The organism is Psychromonas sp., from assembly GCF_983033635.1.
The window spans coordinates 44,182-63,330 of record NZ_CEZLMY010000001.1 but is presented as its reverse complement, the minus strand read 5'-3'; the positions used below and the strand labels follow the sequence as shown (position 1 = coordinate 63,330).

Sequence of the window (19,149 nt, the reverse complement as noted above, 5' to 3'; positions counted from 1 at the left end):
ACCAGCGGCAGCGCATCCATATTCACAGATTGAAGTTGGTTGTGAATGCGACTTGTGCCATTCAACATTAAAGCGACAGTCGCGACAAAGAGTATAACCATCACTGTAAATCCGGCATACATACGTTTAATTACCGAGGTTTGTCTATTTATTTTTAGCATATTCTTAATTTCCATTCTTAGAGAAAATATCATATATAACCAAACCACCTAGATAGAAATCCAGATTAATAAGTAGTTTGGGTATATAACCGGTCATACAAAGTTTAATAAGAGGAAGGAGGTAACCCTCTCTCCTCTTATCTAGCTACTTAACTAAATTATCTCTTATTTAACTAAGCGAACATTTTTGAAACTAAATTCCACTCCCGCTTGAGGGTTAGCCCACGCTGGTAATATTACAAAGGGTTTAGCAATCGTTTTCACTATTTCATCAGTAACTAATTTGCTAACTGGCACTGAAATAGCTGTCCATTTACCAACTGCAATAGCAGGCAGGAAATATTCCGCACCACTGCTCGCCGGGCCTTCCATTTTGACCACCAATCCGTCAACATTAGCAGCATAATTGCTAACCAGCAGCTCAAACAGCAATGTTCCCGTAGCCGCATAGTTAGTTAAATTTTGTGTTTCACCACTTAAAATAACCACGCCTTTGTCTGTTTCCGGGCTGTCTGCGTTGTAGGTTACGTTCACCACAGAGCTGCCATTATCAACAACGGTTTCAGTGGTAATAAGATCGGGTGCAGGACTCCAGTCTGTTGTATGCGCACTCCATACTGAGACACTCGGTTTCCAGCTATCACTCCAAATAACAGAGATAGCCTCATCTAATGGAGCTAATACAGGCTCGGCTAAAGATGCACAACTCAGTTGATCAGTGGCTGCATCGAGACTACGAGGGACAAAACGGATTTCACCTAAATCAAACTCAGCCTCACCAGCGGTCGTTATCAAGAAGGAGGTATTTAATAACGAATAGTCCATTCCTGCGCTGGTAAAACAACTAAGCGGAATTTTAATCCTTGTCCAGTCAGTTGAGACGGCTGGTAAAAAATCATTAATTTTGACTTCAGCTAAACATGGCCACTCACAATGCATCGCGATTTTAGTGTCTGCCGTTGGCGCTTTGATCATACGAATATCGAACTGTAATGTTGAATCAGCATTAGCATAGGCATTTTTATCAAGGGTTAATGTATTACCCGTCTGCATATACAGCTGCGCAGCATTTTTTCCGTCAAATACGACATTCAATGCATCTTGTTGATGTTTGTTGTTAATTGGCGTTGTTGTTAAACCACCGATCGAGGTTTCACTACCATTTGAAACATCAACACCAGCCCAGCCATTTGCATCCCCCCCGATCCTTGCCACAAATTCTGCAGAGGAGTCACGACCAAAAATTTCCATATTAGTTGCTGCAACACCGTCATCAGGTGCATTCTGACCGCAACCAAAATCTCGGGAATCAAGTTCTAGGTTGTTTAAATCATGTTCAGATGAAACGTCAGAGCCATAAGAGAGTCCATAACCATAAGCAAATAATGGTTTATGCTCGCCACTGATATCCTGCTCTGTTGCCGGTGTTTGATAATCAGGGATATTGGCTGCAACGCGGTTAATTGTTGTTGAACATTTTTTCATCGGCCATGAGTAAGATAAGCGCCCGGTAAAGTTCATACCTTGTTTATTAAACAACAGATCGGTAATACCACCCGCTTCCGTGCCGGGAAGCCATGCAGCCACAAATGCATCTGAATTATTGATCTCTTCATTTACATAAAGCGGACGCCCGGAATAGAAAACCGTTACCACCTTCAAACCTGCGGCTTTAAGCTCTTTGATCTTTTCTAAATCGGCAAGATAGGAGGGTTTAATAGTAGAGAATTCCAATGTCTTATTGGCTTTTATATCACCAAACATTTCAGCATAAGGATCTTCACCAATAACAACAATCGCCACGCTGTTTTCATCAGTATCACTGATCTCAGTAATTACATTTTCACTACCAACAACAGCCTGTAACGCCATCTGTAGGGTTGTCGCACCGGGAAAATCATCTTCAATACTGTTTTCATTGCCCTGCCAGGTTAGTGACCACCCACCAGTCTGTTTCTGGATATCATTAGCAGCACTGCCTGCAATTAGGATTTTCTGATCGTCGGCTAAAGGTAAAATATTGCCGGCATTTTTTAATAATACCAGTGACTCACTAACCGCCTGGCGTGCTAATGCGCGATGCTTATCTGAACCAAGCAGTTCTTGATGTCCGGCAATTGGACGCTGTGAAGGTTTTGCTTTCGCCCATAAATTAGCACGAAGTTTAACGCGTAAAATTCGGGTTACCGCATCGTCAATGCGTGATAACGCGATAGTGCCGTCATTAACCTGCGCAATCACATTGCGGTAAAATGCCTGCCAGTCACTACGTGCTGTTACCATAAACACATCATTACCCGCATTGACCGCAGCTGGACAGTTTGCTGCGCTACAACCGGAGATCTCACTCTGACCATTCCAATCTGTTACGACAATCCCGTCAAAACCCATTTTGTTTTTAAGTACATCGGTAACCAGATATTTACTGCCATGAAGTTTTTTATTGTATTCGCCATCTGCAACTTGATCATAATTGGCATCGTTATGCCAGGAGTTAAACGAGGTCATAACAACCTGTGCACCCGCATTTAATCCTGCAAAATAACCCGTTGCATGAATATTACGTAAATAATCTTCTGAGTAATGGTTCTCACCGCGATCGACACCATTTTTCGTACCACCATCACCAACCCAATGCTTTACATTGGAAATAACATTACTGTCGCCAGCAAGCCCTGCAGCCCCACCTTGAATGCCTGCAACCATACGGCCGGCATATTGATAGATAATTTCCGGATCTTCCGAGTAACCTTCATATACACGACCCCAACGGTAATCTCGCGGAGCTGCAACCGTTGGCGCAAATGTCCAGTCAAGACCTGTCGCTGCAATCTCCAGCGCGGTCGCCTTACCGATTTCATAAATAAGATCCGGATTATTTGCCGCCCCTAAACCAATGTTATGCGGGAAAACTGTCGCTTTGAAAACATTATTGTGGCCATGGACCGCATCGGTCGCCCACATAAACGGAATTTTAAATCCTCGTCCTTGATAAGCCTCTTCTAAAGCTAACCAATATTTATCTGACTCTTTCGCCCAATCTTGTGCTGTAGAATATTTATTATTATTAGGCCAACCACCGCCACCATTTAATAATGAACCTAATTTATAGCTTTTTGCTTCCTGCGGTGACACTTCACGCAGATCCGGCTGGATCATCTGCCCAACTTTTTCTTCAAGCGTCATTAGTGCCAGTATTTCAGTTATTCTCTTTTCAATTTGCGGATCTTTGCCAATCGCACTTTCTGTCGCCGGCCACTGTGCAAAATAAGGTACTTTCGACTCTGTTACAGTGCTTACTGAATCACTGCCGCTTAACATAATGTAAGCTGAAGAAATTGTGACGAGCACAATCACAGTTAACATCAATTTTTTACTACAGAACATAAATATAACTATTCCAAGATTAATAAAACAAAAGAGCCATCACTCTATGAGTGATGGCTCTTGATAATTAAGAATAAAGAATTATGTAATTCTAAATTCTATAATTCCTACCACCACATGTCAGCTTGTAGGCCTACAATGAAATCATCATCACCGGCGTTAGTAGATGCATGATTTAAGTAAGTACCTAACAGACGGATTTCAGGTGCAGGGCCTTGGCCAGTACCGATAATCCAAGTTGGTGCGATGGTAGCTTTAGCGTTATTGCCACTGCCTTCCTGACCTGTACCACTGTCCCAATGGTTGTATTGCGTACCGAATTCAGTAGCAATAAAGAAGTTATCAGATACAGGGAAGGTAGGACGTACCATTGCCGATGCCCAGTAATTTGAACTGCCATCTTCATTATCATTGTATTGAGCTTGCAGCGCAGGGAACAGATTAATACCGCCTTCTAGGAAGTAACCACCCCAAAGTAAGAAACGTGCAGACAGATCATCTTCATCAATGTAAGTCATCGTTGCAGGACCAGGGCCACCAGCAACATAGGCGTTGTAGACATTCAGTGTGCCACCTAGTAACTGATTAGAGCCTAGACCTACACCGACCTGACCGATAATTTTAGAGAAACCATTACCAGGAAGACCAAGGAAGCTATCAAGATGAACGATAGCAGTTAGATCGGCACCTGTTTCAGCGTATTCATTACCTTCAGCATCCCAGTTATCAGGCATAGTTTTAACCTGACCGTGCAACTCGAAACTACCAAAGTTTGCGCCAACATGAACAGAATGCATGATGTTATTAGTATTAGTTGAACCCCAAGGATACGGACGGCCGTCAGCATCATTTCTATCACTTGTCATATAAGCGAAATCAAATTTAGTATCACCGATCTCGTAATCGCTCACACCAATACCTAAACCAGACATCTGCGTGTAGAAGAAATCTGTCATAAAGATATAGTTGTCTTTACCGTAATCGCGTTTACCCGCCCAGAAAGTACCAGTTTCAGTAATACCGCCCATCTCAACATATGTTTGGCCAAAACCCATACTGTTAGATGTTGAGTCAGCATCAACTGAAGAACCCAGCGCTTTATCAGTACCTGTACCGGCAACAGCAACATGAATACGGATAGATTTTCCGTCATCAAATGCCCATTTTTTGATCAGCTCAAAATTCATATCATTGTCGGCTTCAATACCCAAACGACCCAGCGTTTCTTTACCACCTTGCCATGCTGAACGTTTAAAATCATCTTCAACGCTTAAGATCACACCTGAGCGAAAGTAGCCGTGAAATTCAAAGCCGTCAGTCGTTGCAGCATTAGTCGCACTAGTAACTGAAAGACCCGATGTTGCAAGAAGGCATGCAAGTGTTAATTTTGATAGTTTCATTGTAACTCCATAATTTTATTGCTTTTCCGTGTATCGATAAGTAAAACACCAAGTAAGCGCTTTCTTTTCTTGTTTTAAAAAATGACCAAACGTGATTGAATAATAGTCTAAAAACAATTAAAAACCCGTTGGCCAATTTCTGAAACAAGTATAAAGATAAAATGTAAGACATAAAGTGAGCAATATCACTAAAGTAAGCGCTTTCATTAGATCTGAGTCACACTATTGAAACTCACTGCTGAACTAATCTAATTAGCCGAAAACATCACAAAACAGCTCTGATATATCTGCAAAACGTAAAAAATGCAGATTTAGTGGCTAACTTGTGCATATGATTTTTCATATAATGTGCGGACGTCGTCAGAACGTAACGAAAGCGCTTGCACTGCGTTAATTCAAGGTTCAAAATTCAAAAAATAAAATTACAGTCACTGAACTGAGTGAACACTTTTAATAATAAATAATGTTCACTCCGTTTAAGCCGTTCAACAAAATATTATCAGGAGAGTAAGTTGATCACCATTAAGGAAGTATCCGAACTTGCCCAAGTTTCTCAAGCGACGGTTTCAAGAGCTTTAAATGGCCACCCTACGGTAAAAGAAATAAATAAAATTAAGGTGTTTGAAGCAATAGAAAAATTGGGTTATAAACCAAATGCCTTTGCTCAAGCACTGGCATCGAGCCGTTCAAACAGTATCGGCATGCTGGTAGGCTCACTTGAAGGTCCTTTCTACGGGCCTTTGATGCATAACGCTGAAGATACTGTTCGTAAAAAAAATATGCATTTAATTGTTACTAGCGGCCAGGAATCAAAAGAAAAAGAGATAGACTCGATTCGATTTCTTCAGTCTAAACAAGTTGATGGTTTAATCATTCACTCTGATACGTTATCTGATGATGAATTAATCAAAATAGCCAAAGAAACAACAGCGACAATTATTCTAAACCGCTATATACCTGAATTATCTAACCAATGTATCTGTATCGATAATGAGCTTGGCGGATATCTTGCTACTAAGTACTTACTTGAATCAGGCCATACTAAGGTTGCTTGTATCACCGGGCAGCTTAGCAAAATTGACAGCCGTGACCGCCTGCAGGGATATCGAAATGCACTTGCTGAATACGGCATACGCTACGATGCCAGCTTGATTGCAGAAGGACGCTTTGATCATGACGGCAACCATGAAAAGGTCAAGCGTTTACTGGATCGCGATAATGGAATTACGGCTATTTTCTGCCAAAACGACAATATCGCCTTAGCTGCTTATGATGTATGTAGTGAAAGAGGCCTTACGGTTGGCAAAGATATTTCCCTTGTCGGTTATGATAATGATACCTATAGCCAGCATATAAGACCTAAACTCACGACCGTTAACTTTCCTGTTATAGAAATGGGTATTGAAGCCGCCAACTGCGTACTCGCTTTAGTCAATAATGATGAATATTCAGTAACTAACAAACTGGCGCCTGAGTTGATCATTAGAGATTCAGTGAAAAAAATAAAGTAGTTAAGATAGCCAAGTTACTTGGCTATCTATCAGGGGAGCCTCACCCTCCCCTAACTCTATATCTGCATTAGCAGATACGCCCTATTTACCAAGGGTTAATTAACCGCGCTATTGCTCAACATCTCCTGCAAACTGCTAAATTATACCAATCCGCAAAACTAATTGATCTGTTTGAATATTTGGAAGTGCGGTTTAAACCGCGCAATACTACTGGCGCGACTGAAGAACCAGGGTTCGTAGAACTTACCCGCTCATAAACCTGAACTGGCGTTCAATTCGCCAAACTTCCGAAAACAGATCACAAGATTAAGCGGATTGGTATTAGCTGTGAATTTATTCTTCAAGGGTTATCTGTTGCAGAATTGTGGTGACTTGTTGTTTCTGTAAGGCATAAAGCGACATTAATGAAGTTACTGCTGCACTATTCTTAAAAGGGTTCGCTTCCCCAAAAAAATCCCGAAAAAAAAGGCAGATAAACTGCCTTTAATAATAACGAATAATAATTACGTCCATAAACCTGAGGTTATTTTTAGCAGCTGCTGACGGATAGTGTCATCAATAATGATCGATGGTGAGTTACCATCATTTGTATCACTATTTTCCACAATCAAAACCTTGCCATCTTCACTAAGTGTATGTGTATGGTAAATGCCGCGCTTAATATTGTAGGTTTTGTTGATTTCCATATCCCAACTGATTATGTCTATTATACTGCCCTGCTTATCAAGCTCAGCACAAAATAAGATGCACTTGCCTGATAACAATACAAAGACCTCATCGGTTTCGTTATGACACTGAAAGTTATCAATTTTATCAGCTTCTAACTCATCAATGTAGTTGAGCATTGCGACTCGCCATGCCTGAAAGTCAACGACGGGAGAATATCCCGCCGTATTATATTCAGACACCTCTAAAAGGTGACTATTCACAGTTACTCCTAATGTGTTTTCAATAACATCGTTGCCGGGATAGAAACCGTGACCTGTTTAACGCCACTGCGACGCGAAAATATCTGACGGCTAAGCATTGTATTAAGTGATAAAGTGTTTAGCTGTACCGTTTCATCGTTCTCCAGTTTAACCTCTACTTTAGCAACACCATTTCCCGCAATCTCATATACAAAAGGAACCTGACAGTAAGTGAACGCCAACTTTTTCGCAGAGAGAGTGATTGTTTGATGTTCATTATTAAGATTAATGAAATCAAATTCGTCATCAGCAGATAAAAACTCAGTTTCTTTAAGCAGAGAAGGTTTGAAATGAATCTGACCATCTTCAACAATCAGACCTAATTCACCAAAGCGCGTTAGAATCTCCTCTTTTACTTGACCGGTCATACCCGGCTGTTGAGCACCGGCTTGCTTAGGCGTATGCGAGTACGGGTCCGTCGGGAATGCACCGTAAACGTCAGGCGTTTTATTAAAGCCGATACCTAAACGCACTTTATAGTAGTATTCAGCAAGCTTTCTTGTCTCCTGTGACTCAGGATCAAGTTTCCATGCAGCAAAATAGTTTTCCTGAACCGCAAGCAATAGTTTTGATACCATGTGCCAGTAGATAGAGCCAAGCCCTTCGTAACCGAACATAGTCCCAGAGCGACCTGTAAACGCCTGATGATTAAACACTTCTTCATAACTTGCTAATACATCAGTTAAGGCTGCAGAATCGATATCCTGATAATCAGATTTAGCCGCCTCTAACGCTGCTGCTAATACGCCTGCATTTTCAAAGTTTGCATTAAAGTGATAAGTACCTTCAGCATCCATTTCTACAATACGACGATCCTCTTTAGCAACCATCTCTTTAAGTAATGCATTACCGTCTACGCGTGCTGTATCGATGCAGTTTTTATTAGCAAAACGAGATAAATCACGATCAGGATAAAGCATGAAGGTTTTTTGATCTTCACGGAACATTTCACTGGCGTATAAATTATCAAGTAAAGAAACAGCTTCTGCTGGTGTTAATACACCTGCTGATAATACCGCCACTTGACCTTCAAGCATAGGATAAAGCAGATCTACATTTACACTGTCTGCTGTGTAATTGATGATGTTATAAGCATTGTACAAACCGTCTTTACGTAGATTAGTCTTAATACTTTCATCAATCACTTGCAAGCTAACGGTTAGCATTTCGCTGATAGCTGCACAGTCAACAGTTGTCTTACCTGAGAAACCATTTTTGTAAACAGCAGCGCGGTAATCCGCAGCAGCAGTTGCCAGTTTACGAAGAACACTGTTGCGTGCTTCGCTGCTGATGCTTGAAACTTTAATAAGTGCATTAGCTTCTTGTAAGATTTGTGAAGTACTAACAACCCATTGTGCTAATTCAGCTGACAGTTGTACATTACCACTGTTAGCTTTAAGTAATTCTTGTAGGAAAGCCACATAGCGGCGCATGTAATACAGAGTTACCATTGATAAACCAGTACCAACGATCGCATTATTTGCATCATTCCATTCAGGACGTTGTGTATTTAGCCAAATACCACCATCAACAACCAAGTTACCCAGTTTAGCCAGTAAAGGAACTAATAGTTTCTCAGTCAGGTTAACCATATAAACATTGTTATCTGTATCCAGTAACAATCGACCATCACTACCTAACTGTGCAACACGCTCTTCGATAACAGTTTGTTTGTCATCGTTGAAAATAACAGTGTTTTTAGCATCAGCAAATAATTTTTCTACACCTTCAATTTCATAAGGCACATTTGCATAACTGAAGATTTCAGCACTTAATAATTCATTAAGTTCTTTTGGCTGGTACTTCTTAGATAGTTCTAAGAATTTAAGCAGGTAAATAATCTGATGATCACCCCAGTAACCGATATTACTCCAAGCATCATCTTCCTCTAACATTTCCCAGTCAACACCTGCTTTGGTGATGCGGTAAGGGTTATAACCGTCAACTGTTGATGCATTAACAAACTTGGAAATAAATGATTTGATAAAGTTCGGGTAACTAAGACCTAATGCTTCCCAGTTTTGGAAAATATCACGCCAGTTACCTTGGTAAGATAATAGACGGTCACCATTTTCATCTTTTAATTTAATCTCAAAATGGTTCCACGGACGACTTGGATCACCATGACGACGACCGAAAGTAAGCGGCAGGTACTCATGACAAAGACGTACAAGCTGCGGGTCATTTTGCTCTGCCGCTGATGCGATTAGCTCTTGATATTCAATACGCTCAGCTAAACCAGCAAAGAAATCTGCATTTCTTGCCGCAACCACTTTATTGGTATTTGTCAGCGTCTTAATAAAGTCATCTTTTTCAACCCAGTAGTGATCAACTACTACGCCGCCACGCATGTTATTAAACAGCACATTGGCATAATGATGGACAGTCGTCTCTTCTTCAGCCGTTTTCTGGTAAGCATCACTGCCTGCCATCAACATTAAAAGATCCTGATGGTTGGCATCAATTGACTGCTTGATATTACTTTCAACAGCTACATTAGCCTGTAAATTCTGCTGTAGAGTCGCAATATCACTATGTGTTTTGTCGATATCAGCGATTATCTTCCAGCTGTTTTCCTGACCAGGTTTAAGCTGACAGTTTTTATGAATGAAATATGCACCTCTTAAACCACGACGTAACGTTTCATTGCAAACTTGTTCACCACGACGGAAAACATTAAGTTGCTCACTTGACAGTAATATCGACTGACAGTCATCGACAACACTAAACACAGTTGTTGCAAGTAATGATTCAGCAGGATCGGCACGATCGCTTAATTTTGCATACAAGCTGTAGGTTGCCAGTGTAGATTCCGGCATCAGTTCATTCCACTTATAAGCATCAAGTAACGCACTGCTTGTCTGCATAAGTGCAAGCGGTGCATTCGGTGGCAAGATATTTTGAATGCCATCCACTAACTCTAGTTCCACTTCCTGCTTGGAATCATTTTTTAATGTCGATGTTCTTACAAAACCGTATTGCTCACTGGTAGCCCATTGATATTTAAAGGTCAGACCCAGATCAAGGTTAATTTCTTCAAAAATAATCTTATCACCGGCAACATTTTTATAAAGATTACGCTGAACCTGGTAAAGACTATTGTGCTGAACATTGAACGGTTCCCATTGTCTGCAACCGTTTTCGCTTAGCACTTTAACAATTGTCTTACTGCCTGTATTTTCCGCACTCTCATGGATGTAATCTACAGATTTATATGGGAATAAAGCATTTTCCGGACGAATTCTACCAGCAGATAAGCAGCCTGTAGATGAAATAAATAACCAGTGATCACTAGCCGATACAACACTGATAAAAAATGGTGCCATCTGATCTGCATTTTTGATCTGATAGTATTTATCGCCGTCAATGGCAACAAATTTTCCCGAGATATCGCCCGATGAATTGTTAATATTTTCGTTTGTCATGGTAAAACCCAGTAATGTAAGCGCTTTCTTTTGTGCGCTGAATAAAAAAAAGTGCTTATGTATGAATCTTAGCCATATTCATAAGCACGTTACGCTAAATGATTAATAGATTAAATATTATGGCAGCGGATGAAATGATCATCTGCTACTTGAGTTACTTCAGGGAAGCTCTCACTACAGCAATCTAATGCTCGCGGACAACGCGCTGAAAATGGGCAGCCTTTCGTATCAGGCTTCCACATTGGTATTTCCCCTTTTTTAGCTCCCAATTCACGACGACCGCTTCGTCCGGCTTCCGGCACTGCAGATAGCAGTAATTGCGTATACGGATGCTGTGGTGTTTGCGTAACTTTGTCGCTGCTGCCCCACTCAACCATATGTCCGACATACATAACCGCCGTTTTTTCTGCAAAATATCTTGCCGTTGCAATATCATGGGTAATGTACATAAACGAAATGCCGTGTTTATCTTTAAGATCGGCCATTAAGTTTAAAATACCTAAGCGAACAGATACATCCAGCATAGATATCGGTTCATCGGCTAAAATAACTTCAGGATCCACGGCGAGTGCGCGTGCAATGGCAACACGTTGTCTTTGCCCACCACTCAATTCATGCGGGTATTTCTCTGCAGTTTCAACCGCAGGAAACAAGCCAACTAATTCAAGAAGTTCATATACCAGCTTCTCAACCGTTTCTTTATTTCCGCGCTTATGAATAAGCAGAGGGCGTGCAATATGATGAAAAATAGAATGTACCGGATTGAGTGATCCGAACGGGTCTTGGAAAATCATCTGCACTTGGCGTGCATATTCAAGCGTTCCATGTTCCTTAACGAACTCCTCTAAAGGTTGCCCTTTAAAAGTGATATCGCCACCTGTTTTATCATAAATACGCGTTAGAATTCGAGCTCCGGTACTTTTACCTGAACCTGATTCGCCAACAATAGCCAGCGCTTCGCCTTTACACAAATCAAATGAAACATCATTCACCGCGCGCATTAAATTCTTTTTATTATTAGACTGACCGATAGGAAAATCTTTTATCATATTTTTAACTGAAAGTACTACTTCAGGACTTTTTAACGTATCCATCATCCATTCCTTATAATTTGTAACAAGCGGCTTTGTAATCGACACTCAATTCAATCAACTGAGGTTCATCTTTTTTACAAATATCCATACAATCACCACAACGCGGATTAAAATTACAACCTTCTGGCAAATGTAACAAATTAACCGGATCACCAGGAATGCCGTAGAGGCGCTCCTTCGGCCCATGAATCGTCGGGAATGAAGAGATCAAACCTTTGGTATAAGGATGAGATGGGTTAGTAAATACTGTTTTCGCATCACCAATTTCAATCAGATTACCGGCATACATAACGCCAATACGATCTGCAATTTCTCCCATCAAACTTAAATCATGGCTGATAAACAAAATCGAAAACCCAAATTTTTCTTTTAAATCATAAAGTTCATTTAAGATTTCGCGTTCTACAACCACATCTAACGCAGTGGTAGGCTCATCCATAATAATAAGCTTAGGTTCAAGCGCTAATGCAATCGCAATAACAACACGCTGCCTCATTCCACCACTAAGCTGGTGCGGGAAACTTTTGAGACGATCGCCAGGAAGCCCAACAATAGCAAGTAATTCAACCGCCTTCTCTGTGGCCGCTTTAACAGTAATTTTTTTATGCGCGAGAATCACATCAGTAAGCTGCTCGCCGATGGTAATAACCGGGTTTAATGAATTCATCGCACTTTGGAAAACAACAGACGCATCGTTCCAACGAAAATCGCGCAACTCTTTATCTGACATTTTTAATACATCTTTGCCATTATAAAGAATTTCCCCTTCAGGTATTAACCCCGGCGCTCTATGCAAACGCGCAATGGCAAAGGCTAATGTGCTTTTTCCGCAACCTGATTCCCCTGCAATTCCAAGCGTTTCACCGGGTTTAATCGATAAGCTGACATTATTAACCGCTCTTGCGATACCATTTGGGGATACATAATCAACACAAAGGTTATTTATTTCTAACAGTGGTTTGTTCATACTAGACCTCTACGTTTATTTGCTTCTTTATTCAATTTTTTCCATAATTTCAGATGCGGGCCGGTTTTAAGTTTCGGGTTACTGACCTGATCAATCGACATATTGATGAGTGCCAATGCACCGCCCGTTAATGCTAAAGCAATGGCAGGAACAAGCATCTCCCACCATGCGCCAGTATATAAAGAAGAAGATACTTGCGCCCAGTACAACATTGATCCCCAGCTTACTTCTGTGGCATCACCTAAACCCAGGAAACCAAGAGCCGCTTCAGCGCCCATTGCATAGATAACGGTGCCGAGAAAACCACCAAATACGATTGAAATTAGATTAGGCAGAATTTCCACAAGAATAATACGTACTTTCGATTCACCCATCACTTCCGCAGAAATAATAAATTCTTTGCTGCGAATTGCCAATGTTTGCGAGCGGATTACCCTCGCCCCCCAAGGCCAGGAGGTTACGCCGAGCAGCACGGCTATCACTATCGAGCTAACCTGCCCCAAAAAGGCCGCAAGTACAATCAATAAGGGCAGCTGTGGAAATACCAGGAATACATTAGTCGCAAAGTTCATCCATTCATCAATTTTTCCACCAAAATAACCAGAGGTAACTCCGACAGAAACAGCTATTACCGTGGCAATAATGCCGGCAAAAAGAGCAACGCTCAGCGTTTTTCTTGCGCCTTGAAGTACTTGACTAAATACATCTCGGCCATTTCGCGTTGAGCCCAAAATATGATCAGCACTTGGGGCCTCATGCGGTCTAGCGACACGCTTATCTGGATTATGCGTGGATAATACCGGCGCGAATAAAGCACCAAGCAGAATAACTGTCATTAAAAAACCACCAATAATGGCTGGCGGATTACCGTGAAAAAACGCTTTGGTTTTCATCCATGCAGCGCGACATTTCTGTCTAAACTCACTTTCATGATGAGGAACAGGTGCATTAGCATCTGATGTGATTGAATTATTCATATCTATACCTTATTTAGAAATACGAGGGTCAAGCCATACATAAAGTAGATCGGCTATGAAATTTGCTGTTAACACGGCAGAAACCAGAATCAGTAGAATGGCTTGGATAAGAGGATAATCTCGCGCCATAATCCCTTTAAGCAGGATATTTCCCAAACCCTGATAGTTAAACACCACCTCAGTCATAATTGAACCGGCAAAGGAGAAACCAATCGCCATCGCGATTGCTGTTGCAACAGGTAATATTGCATTTCGACCTGCATAACGATACATCACACGGTAACTGCTTAAGCCTTTGGCTTCAGCCATTGTCACATAGTCTTCACCAAGCACATTGATCATCGCATTACGCATATTAAATACCCAAGTCGCGATACCCACTAAAATCATTGAACCCATAGGTAAAATCGCATGTTTTAAAACACTGCCGATAAATTCTAAAGTGAATCCAGGATCTATTGCCGGGTCGTAGGTATATGCAAGCGGTAAAAGTTCAAGCTGTAAGCCGAAAAAGTAAAACAGTAATAGCGCTGTTACGATATAGGGGAAATTACTCAAAAAAGCTAAAAATGGCGGGACAAATTGTCCGAAGAAACCTTCTCGACGATATGATGCATAGGTTCCTATCGAGACCCCAATAATTAAAGCGACAATCAATGAGCCTAATGCTAAAAACATGGTCCATGGCAGAGACATACCGACAACCGTCGTCACATCAATAGGGAACATTAATACTGAGGGTCCAAGATCTAGGGTAAAGACACTTTGAATATATGATATGTACTGCTCAAAAAGAGAGCCGTCCATAAAACCATACATCTCTCTTACCGCATCCATCTGTGCAGGATCCATTTTACCTTGTGCAGCGGCGAACATTGCCTCAACAGGATCGCCCGGCATCATTCTTGGCAGTAGAAAGTTAAAGGATATTGCTATCAGGAAAGCAGTGAAATAAAAGCTAAGTCGACGTAATAAAAAACTCATGATTTTTTCCAATTATTAAAGAGCCACAAAGTGGCTCTTTTGATAAAACTAAATTACTTGAGGTGAAGATTGTTGATAATTAAGTTACGGTTACCGCCATTGTAAAAAACTGGTTGCACATACGGATTTTTCTCACTAGGCCAGCCAACAAATTTAGCTGTGCTGTACTGGAACCAGGTTGCATTTGAAAACAGTGGAATAAACGGCATATTTTCAGCTGTAAACTCCTGCAGTTCGTCAAGTATAGCCTGTTGTTTCTTAGCATCATTAGTGAGGCCGAAACTGTTAATCAGCGTATCAATTTCTGCTGAATGTACACCATGACCAGCATGCCAGCTTTTACCAACCTGCGACGTTAAGAAATAGGTCTGGTAAGCTTCAATCGGGTTAGTACCAACCATTGACCAGTTAATAGACATTTTGTATTTACTGTCTTTTAAACCAGAGTCATAAGTAGACCAGTCAACTGTTTTAACGTTCGCTTTGATTCCGATCTCTTCATAATACTCTGTCACCATCTGCACTACTTGGATCCAGTCAGTCCAACCACTAACAACATTAATATCAAATTCAATTCTCTGGCCATCAGCCATATCTCTGAATCCGTCATCGTCACTATCTTTATAACCCGCATCATCAAGCAGCTGCTTGGCTTTTTCAGGATTATATGTCGTAAGTTCTTTATATTTTTCTGAAATTGATTTGTTGACAAATGGGGCATAAAGTTCAGCGATACCACCTGCATTAAAGTTAGCCGTCGGGTAACCATAAGCAGCAATATCAACAATCTCAGCACGATTCAATGCCATAGATAAAGCTTTGCGCACGTTCAAATCATCAAAAGGCTTCTCTTGAGTATTTACATAAAGGTGGATTGCGTCATTAGCCGGGTACCAGTAATGATTGTTTTTAGGATCGGCAGCTACATAAGTATTATCGATATCAGCAATAAAGTTAGAGCCCCAATCAATTTCACCTTTCATTAATGCAGGTTGAATTTGCGAATTATCATTGTATGAGCGGAAAGTAATACAATCAATGTAGGGACGGTTTTCAAGGTAGTAGTTGTCATTACGACAAATTTCCAGCTGTTGTGGCTTGACATATTTAATATCAGTCATTGGGCCGCTGCCAACAGGATTTGGATTGATAAACGTTGCTAAGTCTTTAGCAGCTACCTTACTCCAAATATGCTCCGGCAAGATATGGTATTTAGGCAAGCCCCAAATAAATGTTGAATCTGCAGTATTTAATTTAAAGACAACAGTCGTTGAATCAGTCGCTTTCACACTTATTAAATTACCAGTAGTCCAAATCGCTTTTTGGTCAAATGCAGGTGCGCTCTTGGTCATATTGTAACTGAATGCCACATCTTTAGCCGTTAACGGTTTACCGTCAGACCATTGCAATCCATCACGCAGTTTAACAGTGATGGTTTTCAAATCATCAGAATATTCAGCGGATTTTGCTAAACGGTATTCAACACCACCAGTCATATTGTTAAACATCATTAATGGCTCATACAACACACCGTCATATAATCCACCCGTTGTATAAGGGTTGAAATTATCAACAAAACCAGTATTGATAATAGGAACGACTAATGTTCCTCCCTGTTTAATATCTTCAGCCATTACACCGGTTGAAGATATCAATAGAGCACTTACGATCGATGCTAAAATCTTTTTACTATGCATTAAATAATCCTTTTTAGTTTAAGATAACCTGAAGAAAGCGGTTACTTTTCGATGTATGAGCAAATACTGTTTAGTATTATTAATTTAACCATGTTGCAAAGAAAGCGCTTTCTTAATGGGATATTATGCTACGAAAACCACTGGGGCAACATGATTTATTAGAAAGCTGTACTTCGATCACACTTAGACAATAGTAGTCTATTATCTGCGCGACCTTTAGTGGTTAGTGGTAATTAAAATTAATATGATTAATCAATGTGTTAAATAAATTATAAGTATTAACCGTTATTTGTCGGGCGCAGGCTATTATTTGTGCGCAGGCAGGAATATTCTCTGTAGATATTGCCTTTTATTATATAAATTAACTGTGCCACTTTTTATGGCTTAAAAAAGTTCTTTACAAAAAGGATATTTACTTATACCAATTACGTTAATTAGGTGATCTATTTAGGCGTAGGGAAAATGGATGAAAGCAAGGCATTGATTGCAGTAACTAGTTGTTCTAATTACACAAAATTGTATGAATGATTTTGAACAGCTTTAGCTGGCCACGAAGTGGTGAATAACAGGATGTTATGAATCAAATCAATAACAAAACTAGCATTCATTTTAACAAGCATAAATGAATAGAAAATTATCGGATTTGATATTAAAGCTACCTGAAGTTCCATCTCCAGGAGCTTTAAATAAAAGCGGTTAAATAACCACAGTATGAATAGATCTCGGCAGCATAGTGATATAACAACCCTTATCTATATTATGCAGTGCGTATGTTAAAGTTTGTTCTGAATTATTGCATACGACTAATACCTTTTCACCATTAGGATTAATAAAGCCTGTTGCTTCAATAACATCAGTTGTAGTACATACCGCGATACGCTTCGCACCTTTCTTTATGAATTTGGAAAAATGGCCAAAATAATAATATGAAGGATTTATAATCACCTGATCGTTAACCGTATCTCCAATAATGGGTGCGCTGCAAAGATTATTAACATGATTTGGTCCACCCGTCTCATCAAGAAATAGGTTCCAGTCACACCATGCGGATGTGTTATGGTTCAAATCATTAATCATCGAGTGCGCATAACGTTCGCCCACATTCCAGTCACCAAAATGAGGCCCCTCTTCCTGACAACCTTCGGTAAACCATATTTTTTTATCGGGATAGATATCATTAATCAACTTCAGGTTCTGATAGTTATCTCCCATATACCAGTGAATACCGATACCATAGACATATTTGCATGCAGCTTTATCATCAAACATTTTCTGAGCTCGATCATACGCTTCGGCACGATTGTGATCCCAACATACTAATTTAATATGCCCTAATCCCTCTTTTTCCAAAGTAGGCCCAAGATAATCTCGGACAAAATCACGCTCCTCTTCCGAAGTATATACACATGAATCCCATACCTGTGTTGCCGCAGGCTCATTCTGTATTGTCAGGGCAGATATAGTTATCCCCTCGACTTGCATCGCTTTAATATATTTACAATAATAAAGTGCCCATGCCTGACGATATTTATCTTTTAACTTTCCGCCATTATTCATCTGCCCATTAGTTTTCATCCATGCTGGCGGACTCCATGGAGAAGAAAAAAGGGTTATCTCTTCATCTGATAGTTGTTTAGCCCATTCAATCATTGGAATTATCTGTTGTTTATCGCGATCCAGATTAAAATCATTCAGTTGTGGATCTTCTGTTTCACAGCATGCCCAGTTTTCTAACGAAAAATCACAACTGTTGATATGAGTTCTACAAAAGTTATAGCCGATCCCCTTCTGCGGGTGAAAATATGCTTCCATCATCTGTTTCTGCTTATCCGGACTCATTCTATTAAGAACATCTGCAGCGGACTCGGTAAACGCGCCTCCAAATCCTTCCCACTCCTGAAATGTTTTCGATTCATCCATATAGATCTTATGCAGTTCACCGGCATCGGTATAGGTCGTTGTATCCTCTTTCTCATAACCTTTATGAAGATCAACCAGATCCGTTTCACTCAAAAGAAAATCGCTATCTTTAACTGTTTGGTAAAGTTTCATTATTTCTCCAATAAACTATTAAAAGCTAACTAATCAGGAAGTTTAAAGTATCAAATAATCAAAACCAGAAAAGAAAGCGCTTACAAAGACACGGGTCACATTTTATATAAAACAAAATCAACACAGACCTGCTGCATAAATTGCAGATTCATTTTATTGACCAGGTAATCTATATATCCAATATTGACTAATTTTATCGCTCAGTAGCGCTTAATATCGCTAGCTTCATGAGTGAGCAACTCAACGTCTTTTTGAGCAAAGAGATAATACCCATTACTTTCGGCTAAAGCTTATTACAAAGGAGATACAGGTAGGGATAGTGGAAATAATATTTAACAAAAAGAGTTCAATAAGTGAGATCAGAAAAGTCAGGAACGACAAACGTCACAGATAAATAACACTATTATTCCATGCAGTAAATGCTGTTAAAAATATCATTTGGAGTTTTTAAAAAGGAATCGCTGTTGGCGCTAAAGATGGTGGGCGATACTGGGCTTGAACCAGTGACCCCCGCCTTGTAAGGGCG

The 19,149-nt window shown here is 40.3% G+C and carries 11 protein-coding genes; 1 reads left to right on the top strand and 10 read right to left on the bottom strand.

The window, feature by feature from the left end; translation table 11 throughout:
- Positions 1–326 precede the first annotated feature (326 nt).
- Positions 327–3,548 (bottom strand): glycoside hydrolase family 3 protein, encoded by a 3,222-nt coding sequence (locus AC4GME_RS00245; protein ID WP_490378874.1) that lies wholly within the window; start codon positions 3,546–3,548, stop codon positions 327–329.
- Positions 3,549–3,655: 107 nt separating this feature from the next.
- Entirely contained in the window at positions 3,656–4,948 is a 1,293-nt protein-coding gene (locus AC4GME_RS00240) for a carbohydrate porin (RefSeq protein WP_490376710.1), read from the bottom strand.
- A 512-nt stretch (positions 4,949–5,460) separates the two neighbouring features.
- Between AC4GME_RS00240 and AC4GME_RS00235 the strand changes: the two genes are divergently transcribed.
- Complete coding sequence (locus AC4GME_RS00235) at positions 5,461–6,459, top strand: LacI family DNA-binding transcriptional regulator (RefSeq protein WP_490378873.1); 999 nt, start codon at positions 5,461–5,463, stop codon at positions 6,457–6,459.
- A gap of 503 nt (positions 6,460–6,962) precedes the next feature.
- On the opposite strand, the gene AC4GME_RS00230 is transcribed toward AC4GME_RS00235, so the two are convergent.
- From AC4GME_RS00230 to AC4GME_RS00195, 8 genes are all read right to left on the bottom strand, one after another.
- Positions 6,963–7,388 carry a hypothetical protein gene (locus AC4GME_RS00230; RefSeq protein WP_490376712.1) on the bottom strand — a complete coding sequence of 142 codons (426 nt, stop codon included), beginning with the start codon at positions 7,386–7,388 and terminating at the stop codon, positions 6,963–6,965.
- A gap of 8 nt (positions 7,389–7,396) precedes the next feature.
- Positions 7,397–10,852 carry a 1,3-beta-D-glucan phosphorylase, GH149 family gene (locus tag AC4GME_RS00225; protein WP_490376713.1) on the bottom strand — a complete coding sequence of 1,152 codons (3,456 nt, stop codon included), beginning with the start codon at positions 10,850–10,852 and terminating at the stop codon, positions 7,397–7,399.
- Positions 10,853–10,962: 110 nt separating this feature from the next.
- A complete protein-coding gene (locus tag AC4GME_RS00220; protein WP_490376714.1) occupies positions 10,963–11,946 on the bottom strand; it encodes an ABC transporter ATP-binding protein in 984 nt (327 codons plus the stop codon).
- Positions 11,947–11,956: 10 nt separating this feature from the next.
- Entirely contained in the window at positions 11,957–12,913 is a 957-nt protein-coding gene (locus AC4GME_RS00215) for an ABC transporter ATP-binding protein (protein ID WP_490378872.1), read from the bottom strand.
- Positions 12,910–13,890, bottom strand: coding sequence for an ABC transporter permease (locus tag AC4GME_RS00210; RefSeq protein WP_490376716.1), 981 nt, complete (start codon positions 13,888–13,890; stop codon positions 12,910–12,912). Before AC4GME_RS00210 ends, AC4GME_RS00215 begins: the two co-directional genes overlap by 4 nt.
- Positions 13,891–13,899: 9 nt before the next feature.
- Positions 13,900–14,874 carry an ABC transporter permease gene (locus tag AC4GME_RS00205; RefSeq protein ID WP_490376717.1) on the bottom strand — a complete coding sequence of 325 codons (975 nt, stop codon included), beginning with the start codon at positions 14,872–14,874 and terminating at the stop codon, positions 13,900–13,902.
- A gap of 53 nt (positions 14,875–14,927) precedes the next feature.
- Positions 14,928–16,571, bottom strand: coding sequence for an ABC transporter substrate-binding protein (locus tag AC4GME_RS00200; RefSeq protein WP_490378871.1), 1,644 nt, complete (start codon positions 16,569–16,571; stop codon positions 14,928–14,930).
- A gap of 696 nt (positions 16,572–17,267) precedes the next feature.
- Positions 17,268–18,623, bottom strand: coding sequence for a glycoside hydrolase family 30 protein (locus tag AC4GME_RS00195; protein ID WP_490378870.1), 1,356 nt, complete (start codon positions 18,621–18,623; stop codon positions 17,268–17,270).
- Between the last annotated feature and the right edge of the window lie 526 nt (positions 18,624–19,149).

Bases quoted from the DNA above. Each gene is read 5' to 3' on its own strand.
- AC4GME_RS00195 (WP_490378870.1), bottom strand. From the start codon at position 18,623: ATGAAACTTTACCAAACAGTTAAAGATAGCGATTTTCTTTTGAGTGAA.
- AC4GME_RS00210 (WP_490376716.1), bottom strand. From the start codon at position 13,890: ATGAATAATTCAATCACATCAGATGCTAATGCACCTGTTCCTCATCAT.
- AC4GME_RS00225 (WP_490376713.1), bottom strand. From the start codon at position 10,852: ATGACAAACGAAAATATTAACAATTCATCGGGCGATATCTCGGGAAAA.
- AC4GME_RS00205 (WP_490376717.1), bottom strand. From the start codon at position 14,874: ATGAGTTTTTTATTACGTCGACTTAGCTTTTATTTCACTGCTTTCCTG.
- AC4GME_RS00220 (WP_490376714.1), bottom strand. From the start codon at position 11,946: ATGGATACGTTAAAAAGTCCTGAAGTAGTACTTTCAGTTAAAAATATG.
- AC4GME_RS00200 (WP_490378871.1), bottom strand. From the start codon at position 16,571: ATGCATAGTAAAAAGATTTTAGCATCGATCGTAAGTGCTCTATTGATA.
- AC4GME_RS00215 (WP_490378872.1), bottom strand. From the start codon at position 12,913: ATGAACAAACCACTGTTAGAAATAAATAACCTTTGTGTTGATTATGTA.
- AC4GME_RS00245 (WP_490378874.1), bottom strand. From the start codon at position 3,548: ATGTTCTGTAGTAAAAAATTGATGTTAACTGTGATTGTGCTCGTCACA.
- AC4GME_RS00240 (WP_490376710.1), bottom strand. From the start codon at position 4,948: ATGAAACTATCAAAATTAACACTTGCATGCCTTCTTGCAACATCGGGT.